At 73.8% G+C, this 12,844-nt stretch carries 12 protein-coding genes; 10 read left to right on the top strand and 2 right to left on the bottom strand.

Going from position 1 to position 12,844, the window contains the following annotated elements:
• Nucleotides 1-20 precede the first annotated feature (20 nt).
• A complete protein-coding gene (gene tatC / locus BT341_RS26440) occupies nucleotides 21-992 on the top strand; it encodes a twin-arginine translocase subunit TatC (RefSeq protein ID WP_072478846.1) in 972 nt (323 codons plus the stop codon).
• Nucleotides 992-1,873: a diacylglycerol/lipid kinase family protein gene (locus tag BT341_RS26445; protein ID WP_072478847.1), complete on the top strand. Its 882-nt coding sequence runs from the start codon at nucleotides 992-994 to the stop codon at nucleotides 1,871-1,873. Before tatC ends, BT341_RS26445 begins: the two co-directional genes overlap by 1 nt.
• Here BT341_RS26445 and BT341_RS26450 read toward each other — a convergent pair.
• Nucleotides 1,870-2,445 (bottom strand): hypothetical protein, encoded by a 576-nt coding sequence (locus BT341_RS26450; RefSeq protein WP_072482188.1) that lies wholly within the window; start codon nucleotides 2,443-2,445, stop codon nucleotides 1,870-1,872. The genes BT341_RS26445 and BT341_RS26450 overlap by 4 nt on opposite strands.
• A gap of 241 nt (nucleotides 2,446-2,686) precedes the next feature.
• On the opposite strand from BT341_RS26450, the gene BT341_RS26455 reads away from it, so the two are divergent.
• The 4 genes from BT341_RS26455 (at nucleotide 2,687) to BT341_RS26470 (ending at nucleotide 8,927) form a co-directional block, all read left to right on the top strand.
• On the top strand, nucleotides 2,687-5,464 hold the full coding sequence (locus BT341_RS26455; RefSeq protein ID WP_072478848.1) for a DEAD/DEAH box helicase: 2,778 nt from the start codon (nucleotides 2,687-2,689) through the stop codon (nucleotides 5,462-5,464).
• Between the two features lie 160 nt (nucleotides 5,465-5,624).
• Nucleotides 5,625-6,380, top strand: coding sequence for a DUF4333 domain-containing protein (locus tag BT341_RS26460; protein ID WP_072478849.1), 756 nt, complete (start codon nucleotides 5,625-5,627; stop codon nucleotides 6,378-6,380).
• Between the two features lie 74 nt (nucleotides 6,381-6,454).
• Complete coding sequence (locus BT341_RS26465; RefSeq protein ID WP_072482189.1) at nucleotides 6,455-7,657, top strand: GNAT family N-acetyltransferase; 1,203 nt, start codon at nucleotides 6,455-6,457, stop codon at nucleotides 7,655-7,657.
• A gap of 52 nt (nucleotides 7,658-7,709) precedes the next feature.
• Nucleotides 7,710-8,927, top strand: coding sequence for a GNAT family N-acetyltransferase (locus BT341_RS26470; RefSeq protein ID WP_072482190.1), 1,218 nt, complete (start codon nucleotides 7,710-7,712; stop codon nucleotides 8,925-8,927).
• Here BT341_RS26470 and BT341_RS26475 read toward each other — a convergent pair.
• Nucleotides 8,924-9,871 (bottom strand): 5'-3' exonuclease, encoded by a 948-nt coding sequence (locus BT341_RS26475; RefSeq protein ID WP_072482191.1) that lies wholly within the window; start codon nucleotides 9,869-9,871, stop codon nucleotides 8,924-8,926. The genes BT341_RS26470 and BT341_RS26475 overlap by 4 nt on opposite strands.
• Nucleotides 9,872-10,688: 817 nt before the next feature.
• Here BT341_RS26475 and BT341_RS26480 point away from each other — a divergent pair.
• Genes BT341_RS26480 through BT341_RS26495 form a run of 4 tightly spaced genes read left to right on the top strand, consistent with a single transcriptional unit; the run spans nucleotide 10,689 to nucleotide 12,840 of the window.
• Entirely contained in the window at nucleotides 10,689-11,831 is a 1,143-nt protein-coding gene (locus BT341_RS26480; RefSeq protein WP_072478850.1) for a M24 family metallopeptidase, read from the top strand.
• The gene (locus BT341_RS26485) at nucleotides 11,828-12,283 is read left to right on the top strand and encodes an Lrp/AsnC family transcriptional regulator (protein ID WP_072478851.1); all 456 of its coding nucleotides are present in this window, start codon (nucleotides 11,828-11,830) and stop codon (nucleotides 12,281-12,283) included. Before BT341_RS26480 ends, BT341_RS26485 begins: the two co-directional genes overlap by 4 nt.
• 46 nt (nucleotides 12,284-12,329) lie before the next feature.
• Nucleotides 12,330-12,554, top strand: coding sequence for a hypothetical protein (locus tag BT341_RS26490; RefSeq protein ID WP_072478852.1), 225 nt, complete (start codon nucleotides 12,330-12,332; stop codon nucleotides 12,552-12,554).
• Entirely contained in the window at nucleotides 12,541-12,840 is a 300-nt protein-coding gene (locus BT341_RS26495; RefSeq protein ID WP_020638237.1) for a hypothetical protein, read from the top strand. Before BT341_RS26490 ends, BT341_RS26495 begins: the two co-directional genes overlap by 14 nt.
• Nucleotides 12,841-12,844 lie beyond the last annotated feature (4 nt).

Genomic DNA, 12,844 nt, shown 5'->3' on the forward strand with positions numbered 1-12,844 from the left:
CGACGAGAACGGAACATCCCGTGGCGGAACCCGCCTCCGGAAACGGTGACAGCCGCCGGTCGAAGCGGCGCAAGCGCAGCCGTCGCGCCAACCCCGACGGCACGATGACGCTCATCGAGCACATCTACGAGTTCCGCCGCCGCCTGGGCTTCGCGCTGCTCGCGGTCGTCGTCGGCGGCATCCTCGGGTTCTTCTGGTTCAGCACCAAGGTGGGCTCGATCCCGTCGCTCGGCGAGATCATCAAGGACCCCTACTGCGCCATCCCGGCGAACCGGCGGCTCAACGGCGCCCAGGGCTGCCAGCTGCTGCAGACCGTGCCGTTCGAAGCGTTCATGATCCAGTTGAAGGTCGGGCTCGCCGCCGGCGCGGTGCTGTTCTCACCCGTGTGGCTGTACCAGATCTGGGCCTTCATCGCCCCCGGCCTGTACTCGAAGGAACGCAAGTACGCGCTGACGTTCGTCGGGTTCGCGTCGGTGCTGTTCGCCGCGGGCGCCGTGCTCGCCTACATCCTGTTCCCGCACGCGCTGCAGCTGCTCATGGGCTTCGGCCAGGGCGAGTTCATCACCGCGCTCACCGCGGACAAGTACATCTCGTTCATGCTGTCGCTGCTGATCATCTTCGGGATCAGCTTCGAGCTGCCGCTGCTGGTGGTGATGCTCAACCGCGTCGGCGTGGTCAAGTACCGGCAGCTGAAGAAGTGGCGCCGCGGCATCGTGTTCGCGCTGTTCGTGTTCGCCGCCTTCGCCACCCCCGGTTCCGACCCGTTCTCCATGCTCGGCCTGGCCGGCGCGCTGACGGTGCTGTTCGAGGTCGCCGTGCAGCTCGCCAGGCTCCACGACCGCAGGAAGGACCGCGAACGCGAAGACGAGGGCTGGGACCAGCTCGCCGACGACGAAGCGGCGCCGTTCAACTACACGCCGAGCACGATCGACGACGAGCCGTCCACGCCGACCGCGTCCGGCGGCCGGTCGAGCACCGACGACATCACGTAGTGGGGCTCCACGCCGCGCTCGCCGTGCACCCGGCGTCCGGGCACGGCGCCGCCGCCCGGATCGCGGACACCGTCGCCGGCCGCCTGCGCGCCGCCGTCGACCGCCTCGACGTCCTGGTGGCCAACACGGTCGAGGAGTCCCGCGAGCTGATGCGGACCTCCCACGACGCGGGCCTCGACGTCCTGGTCGTCCTGGGCGGTGACGGCGCCGCCCACCAGGGCGTCCAGTTCTGCGCGAACCGCGACGTCGCCCTCGGGCTCGTCCCGGCCGGCACCGGAAACGACTTCGCCCGCGCCCTCGGCGTCCCCGGCGAGCCGCTGGCGGCGGTCGACGCGCTGGTCGCCGCCCTGCGCTCGGGTGCCCGGCGCCGCATCGACCTCGGCCGCGTCGGCGACACGTGGTTCGCGACAGTGCTGTGCGCCGGCTTCGACGCGAGTGTCAACGAACGCGCCAACCGGATGCGCTGGCCGTCCGGGCCACGCCGCTACGACCTCGCGATCCTGGCCGAGCTGGCCGCGTTCCGCTCCCGCCCGGTGGTCGTCGACACCGGCACCGAACGCCACGAGCTCGACGCGACCCTGGTGGCGGTGGGCAACACCCGCTTCTACGGCGGGGGAGTACCGATCTGCCCGACCGCCGACCCCGAGGACGGCGTCTTCGACGTCACGATCATCGGCCACGCCACCCGCCGCGGCCTGATCCGGATGCTGCCGGGCCTGCGCACCGGAAGGCACCTCACCCACCCGGCGGTCCGCACCCTGCGCGCCCGCTCGGTCAGCCTCACCGGCAACAGCTGGCCCGCCTACGCCGACGGCGAGCCGCAGGGCAGCGTCCCGGTGACCGTCAGCTGCGTCCCCGGCGCGCTGACTGTGCTGGCCTAACGGTCGTACCCGCCCGCGCGCGCCACGAGCTGGCGGAAGTGCGCAGGCGTCAGCAGCCGTCCCGAGTCGGCGAAGTACACGCCGCCACAGCGGTGGCAGAACCAGCCCTGCTCCCACACCTGCTTCGCGGCCGGCACCCCGCGCCGCTGCCGCCGAGCCGCCCGCAGCCGCCGCACGTACAGCCACGTCAGCACACCGACCGCCACGTACACGCACGCCGACGGCAGCGAGAGGACCGCGAACCCCAGCGCGGCCGCGCCGGCACCACCCGGCGGCGGATCCTCGGACGCCCAGAACGGCAGCAGCAGGAAACAGCTCCCCACCAACGCCAGCACGACCGCCGCCGCGAGCAGGCCACCGCCACGGCGCGGAGGCGGGAACGGATCGAGCGCACGGGCGACCGCGGTGACCGAAACCCCGTGCACCTGACTCCTCGTGACGACGACACTGTCCCCGGCGGGCACCGCGACCACCGGGCCACGCCCGCGGTAGTACGAGTGCCCACCCGAGTACACCGCGGGCACGTGCTGCACCCGGTCCAGCAGCCCGCAGCTCGGACACGGTTCCGTCATGCCCGCTCCGACGCACCCCGCACCCACCCGGTTCCCGGCCTTCCGGCGCCTCCAGCCGAAGGCATGATCCAGGCGCACCGGGGCCACGGCCACCGTCGGGTGGGTCTCGCAGGTGAGGGTGCCGGCCATCGATGCGGCCGGCCTGGCGCCGCGGTTCCCTCGACTACCGTATAACGACCTATACGGCGACCATCGGTCACGCGACGTGCGGACCGCCGGACGGATGTGAAACCCTGACGACGTGGCCAGTAGCCCTTCTCCCTCCCCGGCCGAGGCCTATGCGGCCTCCGCGCGTCGCGGGAAGTACCCCCAGCTGACCCGCTTCGCCGCGGAGGCGTCCTTCGAGTTCGACGAGTTCCAGATCCGCGGGTGCGAGGCCCTCGAGGGCGGTCACGGCGTGCTCGTCTGCGCGCCGACCGGCGCGGGCAAGACCGTCGTCGGCGAGTTCGCCGTGCACCTGGCGCTGGCCGAGGGCCGCAAGTGCTTCTACACCACGCCGATCAAGGCGTTGTCGAACCAGAAGTACGCCGATCTCGTCGCCCGGTACGGCACCGACGCCGTCGGCCTGCTGACCGGCGACACCTCGATCAACGGCAACGCCCAGGTGGTCGTGATGACGACCGAGGTGCTGCGCAACATGCTCTACGCGGGCTCTTCGACCATCACCGACCTCGGCTACGTGGTCATGGACGAGGTCCACTACCTCGCCGACCGGTTCCGCGGCGCGGTGTGGGAAGAGGTGATCCTGCACCTCCCGGAATACGTGCGCGTGGTCGGGCTGTCGGCCACCGTGAGCAACGCCGAGGAGTTCGGCGAGTGGCTGGTCGAGGTGCGCGGGGACACCACCGTCGTCGTCGACGAGCACCGGCCGGTGCCCCTGTGGCAGCACATGCTCGTCGGGAGCCGGCTGCTGGACCTGTTCGCCGGCGAGGACACCCACGCGCCGGGCGCGGAGCTGAAGATCAACCCGACGCTGCTGCGCCGCACCGAAGAGGTCGGCAGGCTGCACGCGCCCGCCGGGTTCCAGCGGCCGCGCGGGCGCCGGGGCGCGCCGTCGCGGATGCCGCGGTACCGGCCGCCGTCGCGGGTGGACGTCGTCGAGCAGCTGGACCGGGCCGGGCTGCTGCCCGCGATCGTGTTCATCTTCTCCCGCGCCGGCTGTGACGCCGCCGTCGGCCAGTGCGTCCGGTCGGGGCTGCGGCTCAACGGGCCGGGCGAGGTCGAGGAGATCCGCCGGATCATCGACGAGCGCACGGCCGACCTGCCCGAGGGCGATCTCGGCGTGCTCGGCTACTGGGAGTGGCGCGAGGCGCTGGAACGCGGGATCGCGGGCCATCACGCCGGGCTGCTGCCGGCGTTCAAAGAGACCGTCGAGGAGCTGTTCGTCCGTGGCCTGGTGAAGGTCGTGTTCGCGACCGAGACGCTCGCGCTGGGCATCAACATGCCGGCCCGCACGGTCGTGCTCGAGCGGCTGGTCAAGTACAACGGCGAGGCGCACGTCGACCTGACGCCCGGGGAGTACACGCAGCTCACCGGCCGGGCCGGGCGGCGCGGGATCGACGTCGAGGGGCACGCGGTCGTCGTGTGGCAGCCGGGGATCGACCCGAAGCAGGTGGCCGGGCTCGCCTCGACGCGGACCTACCCGCTGCGCTCGTCGTTCCGGCCCGGCTACAACATGGCCGTCAACCTGGTCGCCCAGGTCGGTGCCGCCGAGGCGCGTGAGCTGCTGGAACAGTCGTTCGCGCAGTTCCAGGCCGACCGGTCGGTGGTCGGCACGGCCCGGCGGATCGAGCGGAACAAGGAAGCGCTGAAGGGCTACGCGTCCGCGGTGACCGGCGACTTCGACGAGATGCTGGACTACGTGGAGCTGCGCGCGAAGATCTCGGCGCGGGAAAAGGCGTTGTCGCGGCAGAACACGGCCGCGCGCCGGGCCGGCACCGCCGAGTCGCTGGAGAAGCTGCGCAAGGGGGACGTCATCGCGGTGCCGGCTGGCCGTCGTGCCGGGCTGGCCGTCGTCGTCGACCCCGGGCTGGACCCGATCCGCGAGCCGCGGCCGGTCGTGGTGACCGAGGACCGGTGGTCCGGGCCGTTGTCGGTGGCCGACTTCCCGGCGCCGGTGGAGGCGCTGGGGCGGATCAAGCTGCCCAAGCACGTCGAGCTGCGTTCGCCGAAGACGCGCCGGGACATCGCCTCGACGCTGCGCAACGCCGGGATTTCGCTGCCCGGCAGGCAGAAGCGGCGTTCGGGGGCGAACGAGGACGGCGAGCTTTCGGCGTTGCGGCGGGCGCTGCGCGCGCACCCGTGTCACGGGCTGGCCGAGCGTGAGGCGAACCTGCGCTGGGTGGAGCGGTACCAGCGGCTGGCGGCGGAGACCCAGCAGCTGGAGCGGAAGGTCGCCGCGACGACCCACTCGCTGGCGCGCGCGTTCGATCGGATCCTGGCACTGCTGGGCGAGCGCGGCTATCTGGGGCCGGAGTCGGCTGGAGACGGCGGGGACCGCGTCACCGAGCACGGCCGGCGCCTGACCCGCCTCTACAGCGAGTCCGACCTGCTGGCCGCGGAATGCATCCGGCACGGCGTGTGGCGCAAGCTCGGTCCGGCCGAGCTGGCCGCCGTCGTCTCCACGCTGGTGTTCGAAGCCCGCCGGGACACCGCGGGCGAGCCGCGGCTGCCGGGTGGCGCCGTGCCGGAGGCGTGGCAGGAGACGGTGAAGCTGTGGGTCGACCTCACCGAGGACGAGCGGCGGCACCGGCTCGACCGCACCCGCGAGCCCGACGCCGGTTTCGCGTGGCCGGTCTACCGCTGGGCACGCGGCGAGTCGCTGGAGAAGGTGCTCACCGCGGCCGAGGCCAACGGGCAGGAACTGTCGGCCGGTGACTTCGTGCGCTGGTCGCGGCAGGTCATCGACCTGCTGGACCAGATCCGCGACGTGCTCGGCAAGGCCGACCCGGTGGGCGCGGCGGCCGCCGACGCGGTGAAGGCGCTGCGCCGGGGAGTCGTGGCCGCCGGAGCCGCGTGAACTCCGTGTTAGCCCTGCTCGGCCGCGGCGGAAGCGGTGAGCGTGGACACGTGTGCTCGGCTCCGACCTGTGGTTGGATTTCGTGCGACACCGTGCGTACGCGGCTTGACGGCGCTTTCGGGGTGGACAGCGACATGAGCGAAGCAGGCGGAGGCAGACGATGAGCACGCCGTATGGCGGCAACGACCCACAGCAGCCCCAGTACGGGCAGCAGCCGGGCGGCGCGTACCCGCCGAGCGGCCCGCAGGAACAACCCCAGTGGGGCCAGCAGCCGCCTGCGTACGACCCCAGCCAGCAGCAGTGGGGTCAGCCGCAGCAGCCCCAGCAGTGGGGTCAGCAGCCGGGCGGGTACACGCCGCCGCAGCAGCCGCAGTGGGGTCAGCAGCCGCCGCCCTACGGCCAGCAGCCCGGGGGTGGCTACCCGCAGAGCGGCCCGCAGGCGCAGCCCCAGTACGGCCAGCAGCCCGGCGGCGGCTACCCGCAGAGCGGCCCGCAGGCGCAGCCCCAGTACGGCCAGCAGCCGCCGGGCCAGTACGACTACGGCCAGCAGCAGTTCCCCGGCCAGTCTTCCCCGGAGGGGGAGAAGCCGGCGAAGTCGAAGAAGGGCCTGCTGATCGGCATCATCGCGCTGGTCGTGGTGGTCGCGGTCGTCGGCATCCTCGGCTTCGTCACGCCCGGGTTCTTCAAGACGCAGGTGTTCAACAACACCCAGATGCAGGCCGACGTGCAGAAGCTGCTCACCGACACCTACAAGATCGAGGGCGTCACCGGCGTGACCTGCCCGGCCGACCAGAAGGTCGAGGACGGCGCGAAGTTCGAGTGCACCGCGACCATCGCCGGCAAGCCGCAGCAGGTGCCGATCACGGTGAAGGGCGACGGCGGCAACTACGAGGTCTCCCCGCCCGTCGGCAAGTAGCGCCGGGCACGCGGGTCCGGCCGTCGCGGAATTGCGGTGGCCGGACCCGCTCGTCTACGGCCATGATCCGGGTCATGAGCGACTTCGAGATCCGGACCCTGCGTACCGACGAGCACCGCGCGGCGAGCGACCTGTTCCGGGGCAGCCTGCACGTGCCGCCGAGCGACGACGCCGACTGGGAACGCGCGGCCCGCGCCTACCAGCCGGGCGGGACGATCGGCGCGTTCGACCCGGACCTCATCGGCACCGCGCGCTCGTTCGACGCCGAGCTGACCGTCCCCGGCGGCGCGCGGCTGCCGATGGCCGGGGTCACCGGCGTCGGTGTCCGGGCCGACCGGACGCGCCGCGGCGTGCTGCGCGCGCTGATGACCACGCAGCTCGAGGACTTCGCGGCCCGCGGCGTCGTGTTCGCGAACCTGCTGGCCTCCGAGGCCGTGATCTACGGCCGGTTCGGCTACGGCCTGGCCGCGCGGAACCGCACCTACGGTGTCGACCGGCATCGCGCGCGGCTGCGCCCGGACCTGCCGTCGAGCGGCCGGGTCGAGCTGCTGGACGTCGACGCCGCGGTCGCCGAGCTGCCCGGGGTCTACGAGCGCATCCCGCACCGGCCCGGCATGATGACCCGGCCCGAAGTGGTGTGGCGGCAGTACGAGAACCACCTCCGCCGCAGCACCGACCCCGTCCGGGCCGTCGTGCACCACGGCCCGGACGGGCCGGACGGCTTCGCGACCTACGTCGTTTCCGGCCTGCACCAGCACCCGTGGACCAAGACGCTCGACGTGGGCGACATGTTCGCCGCCACCCCGGCCGCCTTCGCCGGGCTGTGGCGGTTCCTGCTCGGCGTCGACCTCGTGGACCGGGTCGTCGCCGGGGCGCGGGCCATGGACGAGCCGATCGAGCTGCTGCTCGCCGACCACCGGCAGAGCGCCGTCGACCGGATCGGTGACGACCACTGGGTCCGGATCGTCGACGTGCCGCGGGCGCTCGCCGCGCGCGCCTACGGTCCCGGTGAGCCGGTCGTCGTCGAGGTCACCGATCCGGTGCTGCCGGGCAACGCCGGCCGGTACCGCGTCACCGCGGGCGGTGCCGAACGCACCGACGCACCCGCCGCGCTGACTCTTGACGCCGCCACGCTCGCGATGGCCTACTTCGGCACGTGGCGGCCCTCGGCGCTCGCGGCGGCCGGCCGGATCGTCGTCCGCGACGCGGCCGCCGCCGAGGCCGCCGACACGCTGTTCGCCACGCGGCAGCCGGCGTGGAGCGGGACGTACTTCTGACGACCGGAAAATCCGGATGCCCCGGCCGGGGCAGGGCGGCAGGATCGGCGGCATGACCGACTTCGACGTCCGCCCCGTGACCGACGACGAGCGCCGCAGCACGTTCGACCTGCTCGGCCGTTCGCTGCACGCCCAGCCCGTCAGCGACCAGGCCTGGTCGCGCTTCGGGAGCTCGTGGCCCGCGGCGCACAAGTTCGGCGCGTTCGACGGCGGCACCCCGATCGGGATCGCCAGCTCCTTCGACACGCGGATCGCCGTGCCCGGCGGCGGGACCGTGACGCTCGGCGCGGTCGACGGTGTCGGCGTCCGGGCCGACCGGACGCGGCGCGGAGTGCTCACCGCGATGATGGCGGCACAGCTGGAAGACTTCGCCGCCCGCGGCATCCCGCTGGCTGCCCTGCACGCCAGCGAGCCGACGATCTACGGCCGGTTCGGCTACGGCTCGGCCGCGCTGGGCAAGACGCTGCGCGTGGCACGGCCCGCCGCCCGGCTCGACGAGCGCGTCGCGGCCGGCGGGGACGTCCGGATGCTCACGCCCGAGGAGGCCGTGGAAGCGGTTCCCGCGCTGTACGAGCGGATCGGGCTGCACCGCGCCGGGATGATCGGCCGGCCGGCCGCGTGGTGGCCGAACATGCACGACCGGCACGCCGGTCCGCACGGCCGCCACATCACCGCCGTCCACAGTGGACCGGACGGGGACGACGGCTTCGTCGTCTACGACACGGTCGAGCGCCGGTCCTTCGACGCACCCGACGAGGGAGCGGTGCTCGACGTCCGTGACCTGCACGCCGCCGACCCGGTCGCGCGGGCCGCGCTGTGGCGGTTCCTGTTGTCGGTGGACCTGGTCTCCGGCGTGCGGGCCCGGCACCGCCCGGTCGACGAGCCGCTGGCGCTGCTGCTGACCGACCACCGGCACGCGCGCACCTGCGAGGTCGAAGACGATCTGTGGTTGCGTCCGGTCGACGTCGCCGCCGCGCTGCGGGCCCGCACCTACCGCGCGGCCGACCCGGTGGTGCTGGCGGTGCGTGACCGGATGCTGCCGGCCAACACCGGGCACTACGAGGTCGGCCCCGGCGGTGCCCGCCGCACGGACGCGGCCGCGCATCTCGCCCTCGACGTCGACACGCTCGGGATGCTCTACCTCGGCCAGTGGAGCGCGACCGCGCTGGCCCAGGCCGGCCGGATCGAGGTCCACGACCCGGCCGCCCCGGACCGCGCGGACGAGCTGTTCACCACGGTCACCGCGCCGTGGTGCGGCACGCACTTCTAGGCGCCGGGCAGGGCCTTCAGCAGCCGCTCGACGGAGTTGCCGAGGTTCCACCGCTCGGCCAGCTCGGCCACACGTGCGGGGTCGGCGGGCGCCGTGGGCACGGTGTCGGGGCGGGACTGCTCGACGGGCGCGTCGACGGCGACCCGGACCACGGTCGGCGCGACGGCCAGGTAGCCGGCGGCCTCCGAAAGCCGCAGCCGCGTCTTGAGCGGGACGCGGGAGTCGCTGGCCGCGGACGCCGCCAGCAGCGCCTCGAGCGACCCGAACTGGGTGATCAGCTTGGCGGCGGTCTTCTCGCCGATCCCGGCGACGCCGGGCAGCCCGTCGGAGGGGTCGCCGCGCAGGGCCGCCATGTCCGCGTAGGCGGGACCGGCGGTTTCGCGGGGGAGCCCGTAGCGCTCGGCGATCTCGGCCGGGCCGAGCACCTCCGCCTTGGCCCAGCCCTTCCCGACGTAGACGACGGAGGCGGGCGTCGGCTCACTGCGCACCAGCTGGAACAGGTCGCGGTCGCCGGTGATCACCTCGACCGGATCGGTCTTCTCGCGGGTGGCCAGCGCGCCGATGACGTCGTCGGCCTCGTAGCCCGCCGCCTCCGCGGTGGCGAACCCGAACGCGGCCAGCAGGTCGAGGATGATCGGCACCTGCGGGGTGAGCGTGTCGGGCACCTCTTCGACGTCGGGGCTGCCACCGCCGGTCTCCTCGGCCACCCGGTGCGCCTTGTAGCTGGGCAGCAGGTCGGTGCGGAACTTCGGCCGCCAGTCGGCGTCGAGGCAGCAGACCAGGCGTGCGGGCCGCCGGTCGGTGAGGATCCGCGCGATCGTGTCGGCGAACCCCCGCACGGCGTTGACCTGCGTCCCGTCGGCGGCGCGCATCGAGTCGGGCAGGGCGAAGAACGAGCGGAAGTACAGGCTCGCGGAGTCGAGCAGGGCAAGTGGTCCGGTCACCCGCACAGCCTGCCACGCCGGGCTGCCGGTGCGGGGCAAGCCACGCACCCTCGGGCACGCCGGGAGAGGGGCGGGCGCGCTGCCGGAACCGGCGGGGAGTGTGGCCGGGGGCCTCGTGGGTGGCGGCCCGGCCGTGGTCGGGTCGGCAGCCGCGGGCCGGTGAGTGGCAGCCGGCCCTGCCGGTCAGGCGGCACCGGAGACGGCCGGGTGGCGGCCGGCCGTGGCCGGTCGGGTAGTGGGGGAGGTGGCGGGGCGGTCCCGAGGTGTGGCTGCCCGCCCTGGCCGGTCGCGCGGCGGGGGAGTGGCCGGGTGAGCCCGGGCGGCTGCCCGGCGCTGGCCGGGCAGCGCGGGAGATGGCCGGGCGGCGCCGGTGGGTGGCGGCCGGCCGGGCAGCGCGGGAGATGGCCGGGCGGCGCCGGTGGGTGGCGGCCGGCCGGGCAGCGCGGGAGATGGCCGGGCGGCGCCGGTGGGTGGCGGCCGGCCGGGCAGCGCGGGAGATGGCCGGGCGGCGCCGGTGGGTGGCGGCCGGCCGGGCAGCGCGGGAGATGGCCGGGCGGCGCCGGTGGGTGGCGGCCGGCCGGGCAGCGCGGGAGATGGCCGGGCGGCGCCGGTGGGTGGCGGCCGGCCGGGCAGCGCGGGAGATGGCCGGGCGGCGCCGGTGGGTGGCGGCCGGCCGGGCAGCGCGGGAGATGGCCGGATGGTCCCGGGCCGGCCGGCCAGGGAGAACCCACGGTGGCAGGGGAGTGCGTCACCCGGCCCGGCATGTCGTGGGCCCGGGCGAGCCGGTCACCGTGGGGCGCGGACTAGGCTCGGCCTCATGTCGCGCCGTTCCCTCCACACGCCCGCCCCCGACGCCGCCGCTCTTCGTGCTCGCCTCGACCGGGCCCGCTCCGCCGCGGCCGCCGCGGACACCGATGCCCTGCTCATCGCGCCCGGCTCCGACCTGCGGTACCTGCTCGGCCAGGCCGGTGGCTCGTTCGAGCGGCTCACCACCCTCGTCGTCCCGGCCGACGGTGTGCCGGCGCTGGTCGTGCCCAAGCTGGAGGCGCCCGGCTACGCCGACGTCCCCACCGGCGACCTCGGCATCGAGCTGCTCACCTGGGTGGACGGCGAAGACCCCTACAAGCTCGTCGCGGACCGGCTCGGCAAGCCCGGCCGCGTCGCGGTCAGCGACTTCACCCCGGCCCTGCACGTGCTGGCCCTGCGTGCCGCGCTCGGTGACGCCGAGCAGACCCTCGCCGGCCCGGTCGTGCGGGAGCTGCGGATGCGCAAGGACGCCGCGGAGATCGCGTCGCTGCGCGAGGCCGGTGCGGCCATCGACCGGGTGCACGCCCGGGTCCACGAGTGGCTGCGCCCCGGGCGCACCGAGGCCGAGGTCGGCGCCGACATCGCCGCGGCCATCGTCGAGGAGGGCCACGAGCGGGCCGACTTCGTGATCGTCGGCTCGGGCCCGAACGGCGCCAGCCCGCACCACGACGTCTCCGGCCGCGTCATCGAGAAGGGTGACGTCGTGGTCGTCGACATCGGTGGTCCGCTGCCGGCCGGCTACAACTCCGACTCCACCCGCACCTACGCGGTCGGCACCCCGCGCGACGCCGACGTGGCCGAGACGTACGCGGTCCTGCAGCGCGCCCAGGCCGCCGCCGTGGCCGCGGTCAAGCCGGGCGTCACGGCCGAGCAGGTGGACGCCGCCGCGCGGGACGTCATCGCCGAGGCCGGGTACGGCGAGTACTTCATCCACCGCACCGGCCACGGCATCGGCCTGGACGTGCACGAGGAGCCGTACATCATCGCCGGGAACGCATTGCCGCTGGAGCCGGGCATGGCCTTCAGCGTGGAGCCGGGCATCTACCAGCCGGGCCGGTGGGGCGCCCGGATCGAGGACATCGTCGTCGTCACCGAAGACGGGGTCGAGTCCGTCAACAACCAGCCGCACGAGCTCGTCGTGCTGGACGCATGACGGCCGGTGGCCTGGAGCCGCTCGACCAGGCGATCGTCCAGGAGCTGGCGGCCGACGGGCGGCGCAGCTTCACCGACCTCGCCGAGCGCGTCGGGCTGTCGGTGTCGGCGGTGCACCAGCGGGTGCGCCGCCTCGAGCAACGCGGGGTCATCCTCGGCTACACCGCGCGGCTCGACGGCGAGCAGATCGGCCTGCCGCTGACGGCACTGATCTCGCTGACGCCGAACGACCCGGCCGCGCCGGACGACTACCCGCAGCGGATCCAGCACATCAAGGAGATCGAGTCCTGCTACTCGGTGGCCGGCGACGAGTCCTACATCCTGCTGGTGCGCGTCGCCTCGCCGCTGGCCCTGGAGGACCTGCTGCGCCGGATCCGGGAGGCCGCGAAGGTGTCGACGAGGACCACAGTGGTGCTCTCTACGCCGTTTGAGGGACGTTCACCGACGTTCTGACGCCGGCCCGCCGCCCGGCGGCCGGGGCGCTGGTACGGTAAAAGGTATGGCAACACGTAAGGTGACTCTTTCGCTGGACAGCGGCGCCCTGGAATTCGCCGAGCGCGCCGCGAAAGCACACGGGATCTCGGTCTCGTCCTGGCTGTCGAAGGCGGCCCGGCGCGAGGCGGTGCGCACCGGCTACACCCCGCAGAAGCCGGACCCGGCCGCCGCGGAATCGGACGAGGCCGAGCGCAGCGCGGCGGAAAAGGATCTGCGTGCGCAGGGGTGAAGTCTGGACGTACCACCCCCCGACCGAACCGGCCCGGCAGCGCACGGTCGTCCTGCTGTCCTCGGACGGGGTGAACGAGTCCGAGCGGCCCTGGCTGCTCGGTACCGAACTGCTCGACCGCGACCCGATGGACATCCTCGGCGTGGCGATCGACGCCCGCTACTGGGTGTCGACGCTCAACCTGACCCGGCTCTACCGCCCCTGGTTCGACGAGCGCGTAGCGGAAATCGACCAGGACGTCCAGGAGCGCATCGACATCGCGCTCCGGGCGGCCCTCGACCTCTGACTGT

It is taken from the genome of Amycolatopsis australiensis (assembly GCF_900119165.1).
Taxonomy (GTDB): domain Bacteria; phylum Actinomycetota; class Actinomycetes; order Mycobacteriales; family Pseudonocardiaceae; genus Amycolatopsis; species Amycolatopsis australiensis.